Consider the following 21,629-nt stretch of genomic DNA (forward strand, 5'->3'; position numbering starts at 1 on the left):
TTGATGGGCTCTATGGTTGGGACGTTTTATTGATCATTCCCTTGGTCGTATCGCCGTTCTACATATAACTATTTGAAATTATCAAAAACAATCTTTTCGTGACTTATAAATAGTTAAATAATTTTAATATATTATACCAAATTGGTGACACGACCTTGGAATTTTTGAGAAAGGCTGTGCCATAGAAAACGGTTGATGCTTTATTTCCTTGAAATGCCAAAGAAATAACCAATAAAATCCCCCAATCACAGAGCCCACCAGCGGAAAATTTGGAGAAAAAAGCATATGTTTTCAACATATTGTTGAAACAAAACAACCCTGTACTATGACAGAACCTTGAAAAATAAGGCATCAACCCTTTCCTATGGCACAGCCTTCTTTAAAAAGGTTCCCCTTCCTCAGTGCCTCTCCGCTCTTCCAAAACTCATCCGCCCATTTTCCGGTGGGGCAACGCACCTTTCCCCGTAGGCTTTCCCACCTTTTTTAGGCACTTCACATTCTCACGCGCTCGTCCTATACAAAAAAAATGCAAAAGACATCTTTCTTCCCCCCGTTTATCCGCACCCTCAGCGTCCTTTTTCTCGGTACGCTGTCGGCGCTTGTGCTGGCGCGAGGAGCCATGCTCGGCATCCTCTGGCCGGAAGTGGCCGGAAACCCCGCTTCCGACATCCTGAACGCCCTGTACATCGGTACGAAATTCGATATCCGCATGGTCGTGCTCGGGCTCATCCCCATTGCGCTCATCCTCGGCATCCCGCCCCTTGAGCGCCTTCTGGCCCGCAGCCGAGGCTTCCGTGGATTGCTCGTCCTGCTGTACGCCGTGGTTTTCGCCGCAGCCACGCTCGTGTACATCATCGATTTCGGCTGGTTCTTCTACCTGCACACCCGCGTGGACGCGAGCCTGTTTGAGCTGCTCGGCGATCCCGAAATCGCCGGGACGATGGTTTGGGAAAGCTACCCCGTCGTCTGGATCACGTTCGGGCTCATCGCGGCTACGGCGCTGTACGCCCTGTTCTTCGGCAAAACGCTGGCGAGGCACGAAGCCACGCCGCGCCTCGGATGGAAAGGCCGCACCGGATGGAGCGTCGCCACGTTCGTGATCCTGTTCCTGCTCGGCTACGGACAGATCAGCTCCAACCTCTTCCCCCTGCGTTGGAGCAACGCCTTTTTCAGCGTGGACAAGAACATCTCCATCCTCGCCCTGAACCCCATCCAGAACCTTTTCGATACGGTCAACGCGGCGCGGGGAACCCGACCGGACATCGAGGCCACGAGGGAAAGCTACCCCCGCATCGCGGCGTGGCTCCGTGTGCCCAACCCCGATCCGCAAAAGCTCGACTTCATGCGCACGGTGCCCGGCACCCCGGCGGAACGGCAGGAAAAGCCGCTGAATGTGGTGGTCATCATCATGGAATCCATGACATGGCCGCGCACGTCCTTCTCGCCCAACCTGACCGGCATCCCCGAAGACACCACGCCGAACCTGATGGCCCTCTCCAAGGATTCGCTGTACTACCCGCTGTTCTTCGCGCCGACGCGCACCACCGCCCGCGCCATCTTCACCACCATGACCGGCATCCCGGACGTGAACCGCTCCGGCGGCACCAGCTCCCGCAATCAGGCGCTGGTGGATCAGGCGCTGATGATGAATGAGTTCAAAGGCTACAGCAAATATTACATGATCGGCGGCAGCGCGAGCTGGGCCAACATCCGGGGTTTCCTCTCCCACAACATCGAAGGGCTGCACCTGCTTGAGGAAGGCTCTTGGAAAGCGCCCAACACCGACGTGTGGGGCCTTTCCGATCTCGATCTGTTCCGCGAGGCGGCCGCCGCGCTCACGAAGTCCCCGAAGCCGTTCGTGGCGGTCATCCAGACGGCGGGGTTCCACCGCCCCTACACCATCCCCGAAGACAACGCGGGATTCCAGCTCAAACAGCCGTCCGAAGCCATCCTCAAGAACTACGGCTTCACCGGCGCGGACGAATACAATTCGCTCCGCTTCTCCGACCACTCGCTCGGCGAGTTCTTCAAAATCGCCCGGCAGCAGCCCTGGTTTGACAACACCGTATTCGCCATTTTCGGCGACCACGGCCTGAACGACACCTCCCTGAACATGCCCCCCGGCTATCTGGCCTGCCGCCTCCAGAGCAACCATACGCCCATGCTCATTTACGCGCCCGGCCTCGTCGCTGCGGGCAAACTGAAGCCCGGCGTCGACGGCCGCCCGTGCGGGCAGCCGGACATCTTCCCCACGCTGGCGTCCCTCGCGGGAATCCCCTACCGCTACAACGCGATGGGGCGGAATCTCCTCGATCCGGACACCAAACGGGATGAAATGCAGTTCCTCGGCGGGGAAGCCGAATCCACGGTACGCCTTGTGGAAAACGGCTATTGCTACGTCCGTGAAACCGACGAGCACATGTACAAAATAGACGCCCCCGTACTGGAGGATCTGATCGATACGGAACCCGAACGCGCCGCCCACATGCGCCGGTACGCACAGGACTTCTACAACGCGTCCAAGTATCTTTTGTATAACAACAAAAAGTTCGACTAGCCCTGAAAGGCTCTTTCTTCCCCGAAGGGCATGGGGCCCCGTGGCGGTTCCCATAACCAACAAAGGCCGGTGCCTGCGCATCGGCCTTTGTTGGTTACGGCAGGAGATTACATTCTGCACGGGGATGGTTGCATTCCGTAACCTCCGCGGAATGGAACATCCGCCGCCGCAATACGGCATGCTCTTCCCCTTCATGCCGAATCATCTTTGATAACTATGGAATACGCATCTTCCTTTCCCAGAAAAGACAAATGGCACGCTCCATGCTTGCTATGGGTACAGGCCCGCAGCCCCGGACGAAAGAGCCCGCGGCTGCGGATCTCACGTCCCTATGGAACATCAACAAAGGAAAACACGTGCCTCACCCTACGATACACGCCGCTTGCCTTGCATCTTCCGTCAGGTCCTTGCCCGGAACCTGCTCCGGGCCCGCCGCCTTCGTGGGCAACCGCAAGAAAACAAGTCCCCATGAGCCCGTTCTGTCCGGCATAAAGGCACGGTTTGGGGCACTGGCCCGGTACGTCGCGGCCCTTAACGAAAAAGCGGCCTTAGGACTGTCCGCCGCAGCTCAATCGCGCCAGCCCGTCAAACAACTGGAAGAGCTCCTTCCCCTGCCGGAAGCGGGAACGCTGCTGCATTTTGAAGCGGGGGACGGCGGCTTTCTGGAGGCCTTTCACGCCGCGCGGCCCGGCTGGGAGCTTTCGGCCATCGAATCCGGCGACGCGTTCATGCGGCTGCTCAAAAAAGGCTTCCTGCGTTCCGCGTACAACGCGGACTACCACGATGCCGACATCGCTTCCCGATTCGACATCATCGCCGTCACCAAACCCCTGGATGAAATGGTGAAGCCCCTCAACGCCGTCCGCTGGCTGAGCCGCCGCCTCGCGGACAACGGCACGCTGTTCCTCTGGCAGCCCACCCCGCTTATAGGCGCAGGATTGTCGCTCTGCGGCCTCCCCATCCGCATCGCCAACCTCACGGCCCTTTGCAAAGCCGCCGAGCTCTCCGTGGGCACAATCACGATGGAAGGCAACGCCATCTGCCTCTGTGCCCGGAATGCGTCTCAACACTAGGCCGTGCCGTTATTTTTTGGCTGTGTTATAGAAAATGGTTGATGCTTTTTTCCTTGAAACTCCAGCGGACTACCACGATGCCGACATCGCTTCCCGATTCGACATCATCGCCGTCACCAAACCCCTGGATGAAATGGTGAAGCCCCTCAATGCCGTCCGCTGGCTGAGCCGCCGCCTCGCGGACAACGGCACGCTGTTCCTCTGGCAGCCCACCCCGCTTATAGGCGCAGGATTGTCGCTCTGCGGCCTCCCCATCCGCATCGCCAACCTTACAGCCCTTTGCAAAGCCGCCGGGCTCTCCGTGGGCACAATCACGATGGAAGGCAACGCCATCTGCCTCTGTGCCCGGAATGCGTCTCAACACTAGGCCGTGTCGTTATTTTTTGGCTGTGTTATAGAAAATGGTTGATGCTTTTTTCCTTGAAACTCCAAAGGGATAACCGACAAAATGCCTTATCCGTGGCTCCCGCCAAGGGGAAAACCGGAGAAAAAGGCTGTATTTTCACCGCACTGTGGAGATGAAACAGCCACATGCTCTGACAGGGCCTTACCATTTTGCAATGCTGAAGTTTAAGGACGCCCGCCCCGGCATTGGACAGCACAGATGCATTGTGCTTATGCCTTCGCAGCGACCGTCCGCTTCCCGCAGCCGGAAGAGCCTTTTCAACGTGAAAACGCTCCAATATGCAGGAAGCTTGAACTGCGTGCCCTTCCAAAAGGTTGAAGGAAAGGCGGGGAACCCCTCCCCCGTGCAAAAGGGCCCCCGCTTCATGGCCGAAACGGAGTCCTCACCGTTCGGGCCCCTCACACGCGGCAGGGACGAAACCGGGCAACCCGATCGGCTCTGGACAGGGTTGGAACCCCTCACACACGGCAAGGGCTTGCCCTGTTCGGCCTCGTCCGGGTTGTACGGAATTGGAGTTCCTCACACGCGGCAAGGGCACGCCCGGCTCAAGAACCGCCGGCGGCCTTTAGCTCACCCCTCCCCACATGCCAAAGACACACCGGATGCCTTGGAGCAATCCTGCCTTATCTGTCCAGATTGCTCACATGCCAAGGGCGCGCCGGAACCTGTGGGCGGAAAGCCCAAAGCCTTCCCCACAGCGTGCCAAGGGCACATAAGGCCACCCCAGTACACGGAAAATCGCCCCCCTTATGGGTTCAAGGCCCGAAAACCGGAGAGAAAAAAGGGGGAAAGCCCGGCAAAAGGGCTAGACCTCCAACTGTCTCACGGCTATACACAACAGACGGAGTGTTCTTTTCACCTTGTACCGAACGGAGTGTTCTTCAATGCAGTTGAACGGTGCCAGAATTCTCATCGAGTGTCTGATTCGCGAAGGCGTCAACATCATCTTCGGGTATCCCGGAGGGTCCGTACTGGACATCTATGATGAACTGCCCCAGTACGACGAACAGCTACGCCACGTTCTGGTACGTCATGAGCAGGCCGCCGTTCACGCCGCCGACGGATACGCCCGCGCCACGGGCAAGGTCGGCGTCTGCATGGCCACATCCGGCCCCGGAGCCACCAACACGGTGACCGGCATCGCGACCGCGTACTGCGATTCCATCCCGCTGGTGATCTTCACCGGGCAGGTACCCACCGGGCTCATCGGCAACGACGCGTTCCAAGAGGTGGACATTGCGGGCATCACACGCCCCTGCACCAAACATAACTATGTGGTGAAGGACGTGAAGGATCTCGCCAAGGTCGTGCGGCAGGCCTTCTATCTGGCCCGCTCCGGGCGTCCCGGCCCCGTGCTTGTGGATCTGCCCAAGAACGTGCTTCAGGGGTCGGCCGAGTTCGCATGGCCCGAAGACGTGAGCCTGCGCAGCTACAACCCGACCTACCGCCCCAACTTCGCCCAGATCCGCAAGGTCGTGGACGCGCTCTACAAGGCGGAGCGCCCCCTGCTGTTCGGCGGCGGCGGCGTGATCATGTCCAACGCCAGCGAAGAATTCCGCAGCCTCGCCAAAACACTCAGCATCCCGGTGACCTGTTCCCTGATGGGCCTCGGCGCGTTCCCCTGCGATCACCCGCAGTGGCTCGGCATGCTCGGTATGCACGGGACCTATGCCGCCAACAAGGCCGTCAGCAACGCCGACCTCCTGATTGCCGTGGGCGTGCGCTTCGACGACCGCGTGACCGGACGCCTCTCCTCCTTTGCGCCCAAGGCCACCATCGTCCATATCGACATCGACCCCACGTCCATCCACAAGAACGTCAACGTGCGTATCCCCGTGGTGGGCGACTGCCGCAATTCGCTGGTCGCCATCCGCGAACACCTCGCCGCCCGCGAACCGCTCCCCTGGAAGGAACGCTTCGCCGCATGGCAGGGCCAGCTTGACGAATGGAGGCAGGAACAGCCCATTACCTGGACGCCGGGCGAAACGACGATCAAGCCGCAGGAAGTCATCAAGGCCGTGGACAAAATCACGGAAGGCAAGGCCATCCTGACCACGGAAGTGGGCCAGCACCAGATGTGGGCCGCGCAGCTCTACAACTTCACGGAACCGCGCACCCTGCTCACCTCGGGCGGCCTCGGGACCATGGGCTACGGCTTCCCCGCCGCCATCGGCGCGCAGTTCGCCTATCCCAACAAGCTCGTCATCGACGTGTCCGGCGACGGCTCGTTCCAGATGAACCTCCAGGAACTCATCACCGCCGTCAGCAACAAGCTGCCGGTCAAGGTACTGCTCCTGAACAACGGCTGTCTGGGCATGGTCCGCCAGCTCCAGGATCTTTTCTACGGAGGCCGCCTCAACGCCGTGGACATCCCGGATCAGCCGGACTTCGTGAAGCTTGCCGAAGCCTATGGGGCCGAAGGCTACCGCGTCGCCAAGCTGGAAGATCTTGAATCCACGCTCCGCACCGCGTTTGCCAGCCCGAACACGGCCATCATCGACGTTATCGTCGAGCGCGACGAAAACGTGTATCCCACTGTACCCTCCGGGGCTTCGCTGGACGAAATGCTGTTGTTGTAAAAATGTTGGGAGAGGGAACCCTTCCGCGAACGGGTTCCCTCCCTTCTCAAGACACACCACCTCTCCCTCCCCTCTTTTCAACCGTGGGGAGGCCGCTCGGAAGGCCGTTTCAAGGGCGCGGACGCCATTGAAACGGCGGCTGTGCGGGAAAACCGCAAAACAAGGTTGTTGGGCGCACGGAACCCGGAACGGCGTTTTTTCCGCCGCCCGCTTTACTGCCCCCGCGCTTTGCGATACGTTCAGACCCATCACCGTACCGAAAGGGGATTGTTATGACTACCGGACGTTTCCACGGAGCTTTCACCGCACTGGTGACGCCGTTCAAGAACGGCAAGATCGATGAGGAAGCTTACCGTGAATTCATCGAATGGCAGATCGAACAGGGCATCGACGGCCTCGTGCCCTGCGGCACCACCGGCGAATCCGCCACGATGACCCACGACGAGCATGAAGCCGCCATCCGCATCTGCGTCGAGCAGGTCAACAAACGCGTTCCCGTCATCGCCGGCGCGGGCTCCAACAACACCCGCGAAGCCATCCCTCTGACCCAGTTCGCCAAAAACGTCGGCGCGGACGCCGCCCTGCACATCACCCCCTATTACAACAAGCCCACGCAGGAAGGGCTGTACCAGCACTTCAAAACCATCTGTTCCGAAGTGTCCATGCCCATCATCCTGTACAACGTGCCCGGCCGCACCGGCTGCAACATGCTGCCCTCCACCGTGGCCCGCATCGCCCGTGACGTGCCCGATGTCGTGGGCATCAAGGAAGCCACTGCGGATCTTATCCATGTGTCCGACCTCGTGGAACAGTGCCCCGAAGGGTTCCAAGTCCTCTCCGGCGACGACTTCACCGTGCTGCCCCACATCGCCGTGGGCGGCTGCGGCGTGATCTCCGTGACCGCGAACGTCGCGCCCAAGCTGATGGCCGACCTCTGCAAGGCCACCCTCGCCGGGGATATGGACGAAGCCAGACGCCTGCATTTCAGGCTCATGCCCATCAACCGGGCCATGTTCCTTGAAACCAACCCGATCCCGGTCAAGACCGCCGTGTGCATGATGCGCGGCCTTGATCTCGAATTCCGCCTGCCCATGGTTCCGCTTATGCCGGACAACCTTGAAAAGCTGACCAAGACGCTCAACGACTGCGGCCTGCTTCATTAATGCAAGCGTACGCAAGCGCCACGGCCTCTTCGGAGTCCGTGGCGTTTTGCGTTTGAAAAACATACGCATAAGGAGACTTCATGGAATCGTCACTTGCCTTTACGCCGGACTTCAGCAAATCTGGGGGCCTCATCGCCGCCGTCGCGCAGGATGCGGAAACCCTTGATGTTCTCATGCTGGCGTGGATGAACCCCGAAGCATGGGAAAAGACCCTCGAAACGGGCGAAGCCCATTATTACAGCCGCAGCCGCAAGTGCCTGTGGCATAAAGGCGGCACATCGGGGCATGTGCAGAAGGTGAAGTCCATCCGGCTTGACTGCGACGGCGACGCCGTCGTGCTGCTCATCGAGCAAATCGGCGGGGCCGCCTGCCATGAAGGGTACAGAAGCTGTTTTTCCCGCGAACTCCGCGACGGCAAGGTATCCCGCTGTTCCGAACTCGTATTTGATCCCAAAGAGGTGTACAATGGCTAATCCCATTCTCAAGCTCGGCCTGCCCAAAGGCTCCCTGGAAGACCCGACCATCGATCTCTTCGACCGCGCCGGCTGGAAGGTGCGCAAGCACCCCCGCAACTACTTCCCCGACATCAATGATCCCGAAATCACGGCCCGCCTCTGCCGCGTGCAGGAAATCCCCCTCTACATTCAGGACGGCGTGCTTGATCTCGGCCTGACCGGCAAGGATTGGGTCAAGGAAACCAAGGCCGACGTCGTGGTGGTTTCCGACCTCATCTACTCCAAGGTTTCCAACAAGCCCGCCCGCTGGGTGCTCGCCGTCGCCGGCGATTCCCCCTACCAGAAGCCCGAAGACCTCGCGGGCAAGCGCATCGCCACCGAGCTCATGGGCGTGTGCACCGAATATTTCAAGGAACGCAACATCCCGGTCAACATCAACTATTCGTGGGGCGCGACCGAAGCCAAGGTTGTGGAAGGCCTCGCCGACGCCATCGTGGAAGTGACGGAGACGGAAACCACCATCCGCGCCCATAACCTCCGCGTCATCGACGAAGTGCTGGTGACGAACACGGTGCTCATCGCCAACGCCGCCGCCATGCGGGACCCGGAAAAGCGCCGCAAGATCGAACAGATCGATCTGCTCCTTCAAGGCGCGCTGCGCGCCGAGTCGCTCGTCTGCCTCAAGATGAACGCCCCCGCCGCCAAGCTGGACGCCATCCTCGCCCTGCTGCCCTCCCTGAACTCCCCCACCGTCGCCCCGCTCCAGAACGGCGAATGGCTTTCTCTTGAAACCGTGGTCAGCACCGGCATCGTCCGCGACCTCATCCCCCAGCTCCGCGAAGCCGGGGCCGAAGGGATTCTGGAATATGCGCTGAACAAGGTCATCTAAGGGGAAATGCCTCCGGCGGGCAGGGCTCCGCCCTGCACCCGCTGGGGGGCGAGCCGCCCCCCAGACCCCGGCATAACGGCAGATGCAAAACGGTTCCGCATCCAGCTTGCGCTGGACACGGAACCGTTTTGCATCTGCCGCCCTTTCCCTATTGGGAATTCCCTATTTAGGCCGTGCCGTCATTTTTATTTAACTATGTTAAATTATTAAAATAATCACTTTTATAGGCTCTGTTATAGTTTGTGGCTGTTTCATCTCCATAGTATGGTGAAAATACAGCCTTTTTCTCCGTTTTTCTCCTTGGCGGGAGCCACGGCTACGGCATTTTGCCGGTTATCCCTTTGGAGCTTTAAGGAAAAGGCTCTGTCATAGTACATGATTGTTTTTGTTTTAGTAATATGCCGAAAATATATGATTTTTTAAAATTTTCTACTGGTAGGCTCTGTGATTGGGGGATTTTATTGGTTATTTCTTTGGAATTTCAAGGAAATAAAGCATCAACCGTTTTCTATGACACAGCCAAGGAAAAAAGCATCAACCATTTTCTATAACACAGCCTTTTTATAACTTAAAAAAATAGTAAAATAATTTCAATGTATTACTACAGTTAACGACACAACCTAGAGAACGTTAACATATTATTCTTATAATATAAAAAAAGCGGCATTTCCGGGAAACTTTCAACAAACCTCAATCCGTCGCGTCACCGCAGCCATCATCCGCCCCACTTACGAAAGTCTTTGAAGAGGAAGGGGGAGGTTTGGAGGGGGAAGGGGAAACTTTCTACAGAAAGTTTCCCCTTCCCCCTCCAATCTTCATTTCCACCCCAGCCCTATCAATGATGGTACGGCAGCCCGCGCGTCAGGGATTCTGCGCGGTACAACTGCTCAAAAAGTACGACGCGGGCGAGCTCATGGGTCATGGTGAGGGGGCCGAGGGCAATCAAATGGCTGGCCGCCTGCTTTACGGAGTCGTCAAGCCCAAAGGCCCCGCCGATGATAAAACAGGGGCGGCGGCCGGCGTTCTCGGAAAGCCGCTCCAGAAAAGCGGAGAATTGCCGGGAGGTAAAGGTCTTCCCCCGTTCGTCAAGCACGACGGGAATGTCGGAGGCGGAAAGGGCGGATAAAATCCCCTTGCCTTCCAAAGCATTACGGTCAACAATAGGCAAGGAAGGATCGCCGTCCCTGACAATGGACTCGGTGAACGCCCGCCAGCGGGCGAGCCGCTCAACATAATGCTCGGCGGCGGCCTTCCAGAAGGGCGTCTTCAAACGCCCCACGGCAACGATTCGCAATGGCTTTAAAGTCATGATACCCTGTTGTTGCGGGGATGGCATGTATGTTGCGGGCTTCCGACCCGCAGCCTCACAAGCTCTGGGAAAGAGAGCCTTCACCTAACATCGGCAGGCCCGGGAGGCAAGCATATGACATCTTCACAGGCTAGCGACGTCAACACGCCGCCCTACGTGGACTTAAAGCGCGCGGCGGAGCTCATGCTTGATGGGCATCCCATCATCTTCCCAACGGAAACCTTTTTCGCACTCGGCAGCCGTGCCCTCGACGCCGACGCCACCGCACGGGTTTACCGGGCCAAGCACCGCTCTACAGTCCGCCCCTTGCCCTTGATTCTGGGCGACTGGGAGCAGCTTGATATGATCGCCAAGGTTCACGACGGGCTTATGCCGCTCCTGAAACGCTTCTGGCCCGGCCCGCTCTCGGTCATCCTTCCGGCGCGCCTCCGAGTCCCGGACATCCTCACCGGAGGCACGGGCCGCGTGGCCGTGCGCCTGTCCTCGCATCCCGTAGCCCGCGCGCTTGCGCAGGCCGTAGGCGAACCCATCACTTCCAGCAGCGCGAACATCAGCGGCAACCCCGCCGTCGTCAGCGTCAAGCAGCTCGACGAAGAACTGATCGCTTCGGTCATGGGCATCCTTGACGAGCCGCCCGTTCCCGCCGGAGGTCTGCCCTCCACACTCGTCGAGCGCATGGAAGACGGCAGGCTTCGCCTCCTCAGGGCGGGCGCCGTCACCTCCGCGCAGATTGTTGAAGCCGGGTTTGAGGTTGTGGAAGAGGAATAAGATTGGAGGGGGGAAGAGGAACCCTTCTGGAGAAGGGCTTCCCCTTCCCCCCTCCAAACCTCCCCCTTTCCCCTCCTAAGACTTTCAGGTTTATCGAATCCCGTATGGCGGCTTTCCCGTTCGCGACAACTTCTTCAGTTTTTTCTTAAAAAATCTGTTAGTTATAATGGTTGATATTTTATTTTTTGGAATTTCAAATAAACAACAAAGGCTGTGCCATAGAAAACGGTTGGCGTTTTTTTCTTGAAGTTCCAAAGGAATCCCTCCCCAATGCCTCCAATCATGGAGAGCCCCTCAGCGAAAAATGGAGGAAAATCCTGTAGCTTCATCATATTATGCAAATAAAACAGCCAGATGCTTTAACAGAGCCTTCCTCTTCCACTTTCCGCCGGGGGACGGCTGCCAAGGCATGGCTTGCCGTGCCGCCCTTCACGCCGTCTGCCTTTACGAAAGTTTTAGGGGGGAGGGGATGGGGTTTGGGGAAGGGGAGGGGCCACTTTTTCAAAAGGGGCCCCTCCCCTTCCCCAATCTTCCCCTTTCCTCCCCAACTACGCAAGCGCGACCAAATCGTAGTCGCGGCACTCGACGATGTCGGCATCGACGAGCGCGCCGGGCTCGACGCCGGGGCCGCTGATGTAAACCATACCGTCGATTTCGGGGGCTTGAAACCACGCGCGCCCGGTGTGCAGGCCGGGCCACTCGGAATGGGGCGCATCCACGAGAATGGACAGGCGGTCGCCTTCAAACTGAGAGAGCCACTCCGCGCTGATGTCGGCCTGCGCTTCCATGAGCACATCGCGGCGCCACTCCTTCACACGGTCTTCAACCTGATCGGGCATGACGGCGGCCGGCGTCCCTTCTTCGGCACGGTAGGCGAACACGCCGAGATGCTGGAAGCGCACCTCTTCAATGAATTCGCGCAGATGCTCGAAATGCGCCTCCGTTTCGCCGGGGAACCCGACCATGATGCTCGTGCGCAGGGCTGCTTCGGGGAAGACGCTGCGGATGCGGTCAATGGCCTCGCGGGGGTTGCGCGCAAAGGGGCGGCCCATACGGGACAGGACATCCGGGTGGGAGTGCTGCACGGGGACATCAAAGTACGGCACGAACGGCTTACCCGCCTCGCGCAGATACTTGAGCATTTCGCGCGTCATCCCGGCGGGGTAAAGATACATGAGGCGCAGGCGTTCAAGGCCCGGCAACGGCAGGAGGCCGTCGAGCAGGGTACGAAGATCCTGCTTGCCGTCGAGATCACAGCCCCATTCCGTAAGATCCTGCGCCACGAGGTTCAGTTCCTTGACCCCCTGATCCAGCAGGGCGCGGGCCTCGCGGACGATCATGTCCTTGCAGTGGGAGCGGTGCCCGCCCCGGATATTGGGGATGGCGCAGAACGAACAGGCATGGCGGCAGCCGTCGCTGATCTTGAGCCATGCGTAGGATGGCCCGGTGCTCAGGATACGGCCCGGAACCGTGGGTTCGGGGAGGCCGAGCTTCCGCGCGAGCATGGCGGGCCACTCCTCCAGATCGCTGTTGTCCAGCCAGAGATCCACTTCGGGCAGCTCAGGGGCCAGATCTTCCGCATGGTAACGCCCCACGAGACACCCGGCGACCGCCAGCAGCGGACGCTTGGGGAGGTCTTCGATGTCGGCGATGGCCTGCGCAATCGTCCGTACGGATTCCTCCGTGGCGGGCTGGATAAAGGCGCAGGTATTGATGAAAACAAGATCGGCCTCATCCGGCGACCCGACGGGAACCAGCGCCGCCCCAAGGGAACCAAGGAGGCGCTCCGTGTCCACCCGGTTCTTCGGGCAGCCGAGGCTTGTGGAATAACAACGCAGTGAAACGGACATGACGCACCTCATTCTGGGACAGCTCCGCCGTGCGGCGGGGATGTCGTATAGCTTCAAAAACGGCAACACGCTCTCGTGAAGGGGAAATTTCCGGCCTCAACAGCCGGATAAGCGTTTTCCCCATCACCGGGAAAGGCTCCCACGCCTTTTCCTATCATTCCCTTTTGGCGGGCGGCAATGGAATGTTTTCCCCCAGCCGGAGGCCTCCGGTGCGGCTTCGCGTCAGGAAACGCTCTGCGGGCCGGGCCGGGCGAAGGGGCATCCCGCAACGGGGTTCCCGCCCTTTCACGAAAAGCAATGCCCAACCTGTTGACGGGGCATGGGATTGGCGGCAAACTGCGCGGCGCGACAGTCCGCCGCACGACCCGTTGGTGGTACGCAATATGGCGGCAATGCGCAAGGAGCAGACCATGAGCGAACAGCCTCACGATACGGAACCCGTTACCATCGTCCTCGCCACCCGCAACCAGGGCAAAGTCCGCGAACTGGCGGAGCCGCTGCGCGCCTTCGGCCTGCGCGTCGTCGGGCTGGACGCCTTCCCCGATCTTCCCGAAGTGGAGGAAACAGGCACTACTTTTGAAGAAAACGCGCTGCTCAAGGCCCGCGAAGTTTCCAAACGCACCGGCCTTGTCGCCATTGCCGACGACTCCGGGATCGAAGTGGATGCCCTCAACGGCGCGCCCGGCGTGTACTCCGCCCGCTACAGCGAAGACATGCCGGATTTGCCCGGCACCACCAAGGACGAACGCAATACGATGAAGCTCCTCGCGGCCCTGTCGTCCGTGCGCCTGTGGAACCGTTCGGCGCGCTTCCGTACCGTCATCGCCGCCTGCACGCCGGAAGGCGAAACCCTCGTCGCACCCGGCACATGGGAAGGCAGCGTCGCCTGTTCCCCGCGCGGCAAAAACGGCTTCGGCTACGATCCCGTTTTCCTTGATCCCGAACTGGGCCTCACCGCGGCGGAAATGTCCCCGGAAGAAAAAATGGGCCGCAGCCACAGGGCCAAGGCCCTGCGCGAGCTTCTGCGCCTCTGGCCCTCCTTCTGGGAAGGGTATCTCCAGAAGAGAGCTTGACTTTTCCCCGTCCGGCTGTGACTTTGGGGCTGGCAAAAAACCTGCTCAAAGACTATACTGATGCCCACGGGAAGGACGGCTTTTCAATGGGAACCGCCCCTTGTATGGGCATTATGCCGCTATCCGACAGACAGGAGAACAGTTCATGGATCAAGCCACCCTCATGGATAAAATCAAAACCGGGACCACGCTCTGCAAGGCCATCATGCGCAACGGCTACGACGCCTATGCCATCAATGCGCCGCTGCAGGGCCTGATCTTTGAAAAAACCGGCGTATTCGACGTGGACATCGCCTGTGCCTGCGATACGGAAACCCTCTTCAAAATTTTCCCCAACGCCGTCCCCTACACTGAAGAAGGCGCCATGGCCATGCTTCAGGAAAACGGCGTCACTCTGCGTTTCTACGCTACGGATGTTGAGGACGCTTCCCACCCGGAAATGAGCCAGCTCCGCATCACGCCGCGCCTTGCGCGCCTCCTCGCCGAGCTCCAGCTCAAGGGGCAGCTCAAAAGCTCCAATACCAGCGATCCCGAAGCCAAGGATTTTGAGGACTTCGACAAGGCCGGAAGCGTCAAGCTGGTGGGACTGCCGAGCAAGACGCTCGCCAAGGACTACCTGCTCGCCATCCGCGCCCTGCGCTATGCCGCAAACTTCGATTTGCCCGTCAACCCGCACACATGGGTGAGCATCATCCAGTCCGCCAACCGTATCCTCGACTACGTGCCCGCCCGCGAAATCATGGAAGAATGGCGCAAGGTCGCCGCCGAATCCATGTGGAAGTTCGTGCAGCTCCTCTTTGAAGCCCAGCTTCTGCACGGCCTCATGCCCGAAATCGCCGCCCTGTCCTGCATCAAGCAGGAACGCAACGACGACGGCGACATCGAAAGCGTCTTCGAGCACACCATCGAATGCATGAGGCGTTACCCCGAAGAAGGGTTCAGCATGGACTGGTACGGCACCCTCGCCACCATGTTCCATGATGTGGGCAAGCTCTACACCGCCGAGCACCTCAACGGGCGCTGGACGTTCTACCAGCACCACCGCGTGGGCGCCGGGGTGACCCGCAAAATCCTGCGCCGCCTGCATTTTACGTCGGAAGACATCGATCTCATCTGCCATCTCGTGCGGCATCACATGATGTTCCACTTCATGCTGACCGACCGCGGCATCCGCCGCTTCAAGGCCCTGCCCGAAACCGAACGCCTGATTGCCATGTGCCGTGCCGACATCAAGGCCCGGAATGGCAGCTATACCTACTTCAACCACAACACCAAGTACCTCACCCGCGCCGAAACGGATGAACTCCTGCTCGAACCGCTCCTCAACGGCAACGAAATCATGGAATATACCAGCCTGCCCCCCGGCCCCGCCGTGGGCACCATCCGCGAAGCCCTCCTTCAGGCGCAGATCGCCGGAGAAGTTACCGACCGTGATTCCGCCATCACCTTTGTCAAGAATTATGCGGCAAAGCTGAAGTAGTCCGATTCCGATTGATGATTGCGATTGGGGAGGGAGGAGAAACGTTAAGAAGGGGAAGCCCCACGTTTCTCCTCCCCTCCTGCAGCCTACCAGCGCGGCCCGCGCCTTTCCCTCTCCTCTTCAAAAATTTTCGTGTGTATCGAACCCCTGTTGCCTGCTTCCCCGGCATTCAAAGAATATACGGCTTGAAGCGGAGCCCCGCCCCATCCGGTATAGGCCGGAACGGGTACGTTTTCGCCATACCGCCGGGACAGCAGAACGATCTAGCCGGTTCCTTATTTTTATGGCTGTTTCATAGGAAATGGTTGATGGCTTATTTCTCGAAACTCCAAGGGGATGGCCAATAGAATCCCCCAACTGTGAACCCGTCAACAAAAAAACGAGAGAAAAAGTCTCTGTTTTCACCATACTGTGGAAATGAAACAACCGTATCCCATAACAGGGCCTTTTTTATTCACCTATACCCGCAGAGTAACGCAGCGCGCATGATAGACATCCTGAATCTGACGTTCCCCGAACTTGAACGCTTCATCGTGGAAGATCTGGGCCAGCCCAAATTCCGGGCCGTGCAGGTCTGGCAGTGGATATGGCAAAAGCACGCCACCTCGTTCGACGCCATGACCGACGTTTCCAAGCAGCTCCGCGCCAGGCTCGCGGAAGTCGCGGAGATCGTGCTTCCTGAGATCGTGACGGTACAGACCTCATCCGACGGCACGGAAAAGCTGCTGCTCCGGCTGCGGGACGGCGCACTGGTGGAGACGGTCATCCTCCCAAGCACGGGGCAGGACGGTTCCGTACGGATAGCCCAGTGCGTTTCTTCGCAAATCGGCTGTGCGATGGGCTGCACGTTTTGCAGCACGGGCACGATGGGGTTCATCCGCAACATGACCGCCGGGGAAATCCTGAGCCAGGTTCTTGTGGCCCGCATGAGGCTTGGAGACAACCGCATCGATCACCCCATTATCCGCAACCTCGTCTTTATGGGCATGGGCGAGCCGCTCCTTAACCTGCGCGAAACCACCCGCGCCCTTGAAATGCTGAATCACGACAAGGGAATGGATTTTTCCCCCCGCCGCATTACCGTTTCGACCTGCGGCATCAAGGCGGGCCTGCGCGAACTTGGCGACAGCGGACTCGCCTTCCTCGCCGTCTCGCTCCACGCGCCCAATCAGGAACTCCGCGCCAAGATCATGCCCAAGGCCGCAAACTGGCATCTCGACGATCTCATGGCGACGCTGGAAAATTATCCGCTCAAGACGCGCGAGCACATCACATTCGAGTACCTCCTGCTCGGCGGCGTGAACGATCAGCCCGAACACGCCCGCGAACTCGCCAAGCTCGTTTCCCGGGTCAAGGGCAAGCTCAACCTCATTGCCTACAACCCCTCGGAGACCCAGCTTTACAAGGCCCCCACCGAGGCGGACATCCTTGCGTTTGAAAAGATCCTCTGGTCCAAGGGCATCACCGCCATCCTCCGCAAAAGCAAGGGGCAGGACATCAAGGCCGCCTGCGGCCAACTGAAGAGTGAATGGGAGCGTGGGAAAGGCGGCGCAGAGTAAGATTGGAGGGGGGAAGGGGAACCTTTCTGAAGAAAGGCTTCCCCTTCCCCCCTCCAAACCGCCCCCCTTCCCCTCCCAAGACTTTTATATGGCTCAACGGAGGCCGGGTGGACTGCATCGCGCCGTTTCGGAGCCGAACGTCCCCCGGAGGCACGGCAGAAATCAACCCCACCCGTATAGTAGGCGCTTCTCGTTTCGGACACTTCATATCCTCAACAGGCTGAACCCCATAAATAAAAGGCCCACATCACGATGCGGGCCTTTTATTTAAGCAAAACCGCTTCTTTTTCCCTAGGCCGTGTCATCTTCTTATATAATTATTTGAAATTATTAAAAATATTTTTATAGTTTAAAAATAATCAAATAATTTCAATAGATATATCTAATTAACGACACGACCTAACATGAATCCCATTACAGGGTCATTGCCTTCAAAGGCCCTGTCATAGCGTGTGGTTGCTTCATCTCCACAGTACGGTAAACAGCAGTCTTTTTCTCCGGTTTTCCTCTTGGCTGAATCCAAGGCTAAGGCATTTTGTCGGCTGTTCCTTTGGGACTTCAAGGAAAAAAACATCAACCATTTTCTATGGCACAGCCTTTCTTATTTCGGACACTTCGTATCTTCAACAGGCTGAAGCCATAAACAAAAACCCCACATCACGATGTGAGCCTTTTTCATAAGCAAAACCGATTCTTTTTCCCTAACCCATTACAGGACCCTTGCCTTCAAAAAACCGAGGCTGTGCCATAGGAAATGGCTGATACTTTCTTGAGGTTCCAAAAAGATGACCGATAAAAGACCTCAGGTTTAAAGTACACCAACGGAAAACTGGATAAAAAGGCCGTATTTTCACCATACTGTGGAGATAACACGACCACATCCTATAACAAAGCCTAACACGCTAACATATCTTCCTTCTTTCATACTCCCGCCCACAGGGAAAACGCCCAGCAGGAATTCGATAAACACAAAAATCTTTGGAGAAGAGAGGGAAGAATTTACGGATTACCACTCCCACCCACATAGGGAAAACCGCCGCAACGCTGGCCTTGGCTACGTTGATGTCCTTACGACTCCCGCCCATGTAGAGAAACAGTACAACGGTTCCTGCACATTCGAGGGCTTCTCGTTTATACTCCCGCCCACAGGGAAAAACGCCCAACAGGGATTCGATAAACGCAAAAGTCTTTGGAAAGGGAGGGATGGGGTTTGGGGAAGGGAGGGAAAAGCTTTTCTTCAGAAAAGTTTTCCCTCCCTTCCCCAATCTTCTTTTCCTTCCCTCACTACTCCCCTGCCGTGTAACAGCCCAACAGCCTGAACGAGTGGCAGGTGTTACGAAGCTCGGCGAGGACGCCGGAGAGCTCAGGCTTGAGCAGGTTCGTCTCAAGATCAGCAAAAAAGGCGTACTTCCAGCTCTGGGAACGCAAGGGGCGCGACTCCAGCTTGCGGAGGTTCACGCCGGCCTTGAACAGCAGATCCAAAATACCCGCCAGAGAACCGGGCTTATCGGGCAGCGTGAACAGTACCGACGTCTTGTTGGCTGTCGAAGTGTCCGTAGGCTTGGGGCCAATGACCACAAAACGCGTCTGGTTCGTCGGCTCATCCTCAAGATTATAGGCAAGGATGGGCAAACCGAGTATCGAGGACAGGCTCTTGTGCCCGATGGCGGCGCTCCCCGGCTCGGAAACCGCCCGGCGTGCGGCGGCGGCGGTGGAATCGCAGGCCATAAGAGACGCATCGGGCAGATGCTGACGCAGCCAGCGCTGGCACTGGGCGAGCGCCTGCGGATGGGAATACACCACCTTGATCGCTTCAGGGGACGACTCCACGGACAGCAGCGTGTGCTGGATGCGGGCGACCGCCTCGGTCTGGATATACACATCGTATTCCATGAAGAGATCGAAGCACTGCCCCACGGAGCCCTGCAGGACGTTTTCAAGCGGGATCACGCCGAGCGCACACTCGCCGCCGTGCACGGCGGCGAAGGCCTCCCGGAAATTCTTGCAGGGCCGGTAATCCATAAGGTTCCCAAGCAGATCCACAGCCGCAAAATAGGAGTTCGTCCCCTCAGGGCCGAGGTAGGCCACGGATACGGGACGCTGAAGGCTCCGGGACGATGCGAAAATTTCATGCCAGATGGAACGCAGGTGCTCTTCGGGCAGGGGGCCCGCGTTCTCCCTCGCGAGGTTGTCCAGAATCTGCCGCTCGCGCTGCGGGCGGAAGACGGGGCCGGACGTATTCGCCTTCACGCGCCCCACTTCGAGGCTCAGGGAGGCACGGCGGTTAAGCAGGGCCAACAGTTCGCGATCCACGGCGTCGATCTGGAGGCGCAGCCCCTGAAGCGCTTCGGACTGTTTCGCGGCTGCGGCCTCGGCCCAGCCGTCAGGGGTATCGTTGGATTCGGGCATGGCTATATCTCTCGGATGTTTTCCTGAATGCGCATACCGAAATGACGCCCGGCCACATCGGATCGGCAGATGACTTCGTCGCCGGGCCGGAGCGCGACCACGCTGACGGGCGTGCCGTCAGGCCGCACAAGGCGGATGGTTTCGGCGTTCTGCAAAAAGACGGAACCGGTGCGCGTGCCTTCCGGCGTTTCCATCTGGGCCGTGATCATCAGCATGGGCCGCACCTCGGTCTTGATGCGCCCTATGGTGGCGAGCGACGTGCGCCCGTCCTTATCCACGATAAGGACTTCGTCCCCGGAACGCAATTCGCCCACGTAGCTGGTCTTGTCGCCGGGCATCATCGCATAGGCGTGCACGCCGCCCGCGTTGATGCGGAAAGGCCGCGCCGCCACATATTCGTTGTGCTCCGTTTCGGCATGGACAAGGAAGGTGAACGCGCTGGAGTTGCCCACCAGCATCCCCTGCCCCCTCTCCATGAGGGTCAGCGTATCGACGCAGACGCGGTGCCCGAGGCCAACGGTCTTCACTTCGGTAATGGTCGCCTTGTCCAGCGACAGCGTGCCTTGCGACAATTTCAGCTCCGATACGATGTTCTTGAGGCTTGCCAACGCTTCGGGGAGCACCACCACGACGGGCACGCCGCATTCGAGAACCCCCGCCGCAAGGCGGGCTTCGGCCAGCGAAGCGGCTTCGACCGCCAGCTTTCCGGCCACGGCGGGCTGGGCGAGCAGGTTTTCCACCGGGATGATCTCCCACCCCTGAGCCAGTACGAGGCGTTCGCCCCCGGCGATGCGGGAGGCGATGGATTCTTCATCGGCCTTGGAGCCGAGCCCCACGGACGGCATATCCTCCTCGGCCCGCACGTCGCACAGCGCCAGCGAGCGGACGCCCTCCACATGCTCGGCATCGGTGATGATCCCATCGACGCCGGATTCGAGGGCCAACGTCACGTCTTCCTTGCTGAAAGGCACGCTCTTGAAATAAATGTCAGGCATGGTTCCGTTCCTGTTGTTTCAACCGCATCAGGCTCCATGTCCTGACCGGAAAATGGCGATCCCGGAATTTCCGAAACCTTTGTTCTTTTCCCCGCGCTGCATGCTTCCGCCGTGCAGCCCCCTGCCGATGGCCCCTTCCGGGGCGGGAAGGGTCCCCGGCCGGGAACCCCTTCCCCACTTCCGCTAGCCTTCCACAATAGCCAGCGCCTCGTCGAGGGACAGCCCCTGATGGACAAGGCCGCGCAGGGCACGGACGAGCTGCACGCGCTTGGGATGCTGGAACACGTTGCGCCCCACGGAAAGGCCGGAACCGCCCGCCTTGAGGGAGTTGTCAACCATTTCGAGGAATTGGCGGGTGGTTTCGGTGCGGGGCCCGCCGGCGATGACCACGGGAACGCAGCAGCCGGCGATGACGTCGGCGAAGGAGTCGATGTCTCCGGTGTAGGGGACTTTCACGATGTCGGCGCCGAGTTCCACGCCCACGCGGGCGCAGTGGGCGACGACGGCGGGATCGAATTCATTGGAGATGCGGGGGCCGCGGGCGTACAGCATGGCGAGGAGGGGCATGCTCCATTCTTCGGCTACGCGGGCGACTTCTCCGAGGTCGGCGAGCATGTCGCTCTCATTGTCGTCGCCGAGGTTCACATGCACGGAAACGCCGTCGGCACCGCGGCGGATGGCTTCCTCAACGGTGCATACGAGGCGTTTCTTGTTGGAGTAGCTGGACAGGGATGTGGAAGCGGAAAGATGGATGATGAGGCCAAGATCCTTGCCTTCGCCGGAAGCGCGGAAGCAGCAGCGGCACAGCCCTTTATGCATCAGGACGGCATCAGCGCCGCCGTCGGCCATGTCGGAGACTGTCTTGTGGATATTCTCAATGCCTTCGATAGGGCCGACGGAGACGCCGTGATCCATAGGAACGATGATGGCGCGGCCGGTTTCACGATTGAAGATGCGCTGGAGACGGACTTGCTTGCCGAGGTTCATGGTATTCCATCCTTTGTGTGTTTGCACAGGGAGGCTGGTGCATGGATCCGCGGCAAAAAGAAGGGCCGCGGATTTGC

17 protein-coding genes are annotated in these 21,629 nt (G+C 59.0%); 11 read left to right on the forward strand and 6 right to left on the reverse strand.

Annotation, left to right across the window (positions count from 1 at the left end):
* Nucleotides 1-526: 526 nt before the first annotated feature.
* The 7 genes from ACZM8Y_RS05310 to hisG all read left to right on the forward strand — a co-directional run bounded on the left by ACZM8Y_RS05310 (nucleotide 527) and on the right by hisG (nucleotide 9,122).
* Complete coding sequence (locus ACZM8Y_RS05310) at nucleotides 527-2,557, forward strand: LTA synthase family protein (RefSeq protein WP_479859163.1); 2,031 nt, start codon at nucleotides 527-529, stop codon at nucleotides 2,555-2,557.
* Nucleotides 2,558-2,808: 251 nt separating this feature from the next.
* Nucleotides 2,809-3,630: a class I SAM-dependent methyltransferase gene (locus ACZM8Y_RS05315; protein ID WP_489501635.1), complete on the forward strand. Its 822-nt coding sequence runs from the start codon at nucleotides 2,809-2,811 to the stop codon at nucleotides 3,628-3,630.
* Nucleotides 3,631-3,664: 34 nt separating this feature from the next.
* Nucleotides 3,665-3,997, forward strand: a complete 333-nt coding sequence (locus ACZM8Y_RS05320) for a hypothetical protein (RefSeq protein WP_479859161.1) — start codon at nucleotides 3,665-3,667, stop codon at nucleotides 3,995-3,997.
* A gap of 923 nt (nucleotides 3,998-4,920) precedes the next feature.
* Entirely contained in the window at nucleotides 4,921-6,615 is a 1,695-nt protein-coding gene (gene ilvB, locus ACZM8Y_RS05325; protein ID WP_479859160.1) for a biosynthetic-type acetolactate synthase large subunit, read from the forward strand.
* Between the two features lie 272 nt (nucleotides 6,616-6,887).
* Complete coding sequence (dapA, locus tag ACZM8Y_RS05330) at nucleotides 6,888-7,778, forward strand: 4-hydroxy-tetrahydrodipicolinate synthase (protein WP_302551436.1); 891 nt, start codon at nucleotides 6,888-6,890, stop codon at nucleotides 7,776-7,778.
* A gap of 80 nt (nucleotides 7,779-7,858) precedes the next feature.
* A complete protein-coding gene (hisI, locus tag ACZM8Y_RS05335) occupies nucleotides 7,859-8,251 on the forward strand; it encodes a phosphoribosyl-AMP cyclohydrolase (RefSeq protein ID WP_302551437.1) in 393 nt (130 codons plus the stop codon).
* On the forward strand, nucleotides 8,244-9,122 hold the full coding sequence (gene hisG, locus ACZM8Y_RS05340) for an ATP phosphoribosyltransferase (protein WP_302551438.1): 879 nt from the start codon (nucleotides 8,244-8,246) through the stop codon (nucleotides 9,120-9,122). The genes hisI and hisG overlap by 8 nt, the downstream gene beginning before the upstream one ends.
* An 835-nt stretch (nucleotides 9,123-9,957) precedes the next feature.
* Here hisG and ACZM8Y_RS05345 read toward each other — a convergent pair.
* Entirely contained in the window at nucleotides 9,958-10,431 is a 474-nt protein-coding gene (locus ACZM8Y_RS05345; protein WP_302551439.1) for a 23S rRNA (pseudouridine(1915)-N(3))-methyltransferase RlmH, read from the reverse strand.
* 114 nt (nucleotides 10,432-10,545) lie between these two features.
* Between ACZM8Y_RS05345 and ACZM8Y_RS05350 the strand changes: the two genes are divergently transcribed.
* Entirely contained in the window at nucleotides 10,546-11,199 is a 654-nt protein-coding gene (locus ACZM8Y_RS05350; protein WP_302551440.1) for an L-threonylcarbamoyladenylate synthase, read from the forward strand.
* 161 nt (nucleotides 11,200-11,360) lie between these two features.
* Here the strand turns inward: ACZM8Y_RS05350 and ACZM8Y_RS05355 are convergent, their stop codons facing one another.
* Together ACZM8Y_RS05355 and rimO are read right to left on the reverse strand one after the other, a co-directional pair.
* Nucleotides 11,361-11,531, reverse strand: a complete 171-nt coding sequence (locus ACZM8Y_RS05355; protein ID WP_489501638.1) for a hypothetical protein — start codon at nucleotides 11,529-11,531, stop codon at nucleotides 11,361-11,363.
* 216 nt (nucleotides 11,532-11,747) lie between these two features.
* Entirely contained in the window at nucleotides 11,748-13,049 is a 1,302-nt protein-coding gene (gene rimO / locus ACZM8Y_RS05360) for a 30S ribosomal protein S12 methylthiotransferase RimO (RefSeq protein WP_479859481.1), read from the reverse strand.
* A 410-nt stretch (nucleotides 13,050-13,459) separates the two neighbouring features.
* On the opposite strand from rimO, the gene rdgB reads away from it, so the two are divergent.
* The 3 genes from rdgB (at nucleotide 13,460) to rlmN (ending at nucleotide 17,161) form a co-directional block, all read left to right on the forward strand.
* Nucleotides 13,460-14,122 carry an RdgB/HAM1 family non-canonical purine NTP pyrophosphatase gene (gene rdgB / locus ACZM8Y_RS05365; RefSeq protein ID WP_302551443.1) on the forward strand — a complete coding sequence of 221 codons (663 nt, stop codon included), beginning with the start codon at nucleotides 13,460-13,462 and terminating at the stop codon, nucleotides 14,120-14,122.
* 145 nt (nucleotides 14,123-14,267) lie between these two features.
* On the forward strand, nucleotides 14,268-15,602 hold the full coding sequence (locus ACZM8Y_RS05370) for an HD domain-containing protein (protein ID WP_482330322.1): 1,335 nt from the start codon (nucleotides 14,268-14,270) through the stop codon (nucleotides 15,600-15,602).
* A gap of 485 nt (nucleotides 15,603-16,087) precedes the next feature.
* Entirely contained in the window at nucleotides 16,088-17,161 is a 1,074-nt protein-coding gene (gene rlmN, locus ACZM8Y_RS05375; RefSeq protein WP_482330323.1) for a dual-specificity RNA methyltransferase RlmN, read from the forward strand.
* 1,284 nt (nucleotides 17,162-18,445) lie between these two features.
* On the opposite strand, the gene pheA is transcribed toward rlmN, so the two are convergent.
* The 3 genes from pheA to ACZM8Y_RS05390 form a co-directional block, all read right to left on the reverse strand.
* A complete protein-coding gene (pheA, locus tag ACZM8Y_RS05380; RefSeq protein WP_482330325.1) occupies nucleotides 18,446-19,570 on the reverse strand; it encodes a prephenate dehydratase in 1,125 nt (374 codons plus the stop codon).
* Between the two features lie 2 nt (nucleotides 19,571-19,572).
* Complete coding sequence (locus tag ACZM8Y_RS05385) at nucleotides 19,573-20,565, reverse strand: 3-dehydroquinate synthase II family protein (RefSeq protein ID WP_482330326.1); 993 nt, start codon at nucleotides 20,563-20,565, stop codon at nucleotides 19,573-19,575.
* A gap of 183 nt (nucleotides 20,566-20,748) precedes the next feature.
* Complete coding sequence (locus ACZM8Y_RS05390) at nucleotides 20,749-21,552, reverse strand: 2-amino-3,7-dideoxy-D-threo-hept-6-ulosonate synthase (RefSeq protein WP_302551448.1); 804 nt, start codon at nucleotides 21,550-21,552, stop codon at nucleotides 20,749-20,751.
* Nucleotides 21,553-21,629 lie beyond the last annotated feature (77 nt).

It is taken from the genome of Bilophila sp. (genome assembly GCF_057864385.1).

Coding starts and splice junctions, on each gene's coding strand:
- ACZM8Y_RS05345 (WP_302551439.1), bottom strand. CDS start 10,431: ATGACTTTAAAGCCATTGCGAATCGTTGCCGTGGGGCGTTTGAAGACG.
- ACZM8Y_RS05370 (WP_482330322.1), top strand. CDS start 14,268: ATGGATCAAGCCACCCTCATGGATAAAATCAAAACCGGGACCACGCTC.
- rimO (WP_479859481.1), bottom strand. CDS start 13,049: ATGTCCGTTTCACTGCGTTGTTATTCCACAAGCCTCGGCTGCCCGAAG.
- ACZM8Y_RS05355 (WP_489501638.1), bottom strand. CDS start 11,531: ATGATGAAGCTACAGGATTTTCCTCCATTTTTCGCTGAGGGGCTCTCC.
- dapA (WP_302551436.1), top strand. CDS start 6,888: ATGACTACCGGACGTTTCCACGGAGCTTTCACCGCACTGGTGACGCCG.
- ACZM8Y_RS05390 (WP_302551448.1), bottom strand. CDS start 21,552: ATGAACCTCGGCAAGCAAGTCCGTCTCCAGCGCATCTTCAATCGTGAA.
- ACZM8Y_RS05320 (WP_479859161.1), top strand. CDS start 3,665: ATGGTTGATGCTTTTTTCCTTGAAACTCCAGCGGACTACCACGATGCC.
- ACZM8Y_RS05350 (WP_302551440.1), top strand. CDS start 10,546: ATGACATCTTCACAGGCTAGCGACGTCAACACGCCGCCCTACGTGGAC.
- ilvB (WP_479859160.1), top strand. CDS start 4,921: ATGCAGTTGAACGGTGCCAGAATTCTCATCGAGTGTCTGATTCGCGAA.
- hisI (WP_302551437.1), top strand. CDS start 7,859: ATGGAATCGTCACTTGCCTTTACGCCGGACTTCAGCAAATCTGGGGGC.
- rlmN (WP_482330323.1), top strand. CDS start 16,088: ATGATAGACATCCTGAATCTGACGTTCCCCGAACTTGAACGCTTCATC.
- ACZM8Y_RS05385 (WP_482330326.1), bottom strand. CDS start 20,565: ATGCCTGACATTTATTTCAAGAGCGTGCCTTTCAGCAAGGAAGACGTG.
- ACZM8Y_RS05315 (WP_489501635.1), top strand. CDS start 2,809: ATGGCACGCTCCATGCTTGCTATGGGTACAGGCCCGCAGCCCCGGACG.
- ACZM8Y_RS05310 (WP_479859163.1), top strand. CDS start 527: ATGCAAAAGACATCTTTCTTCCCCCCGTTTATCCGCACCCTCAGCGTC.
- rdgB (WP_302551443.1), top strand. CDS start 13,460: ATGAGCGAACAGCCTCACGATACGGAACCCGTTACCATCGTCCTCGCC.
- hisG (WP_302551438.1), top strand. CDS start 8,244: ATGGCTAATCCCATTCTCAAGCTCGGCCTGCCCAAAGGCTCCCTGGAA.
- pheA (WP_482330325.1), bottom strand. CDS start 19,570: ATGCCCGAATCCAACGATACCCCTGACGGCTGGGCCGAGGCCGCAGCC.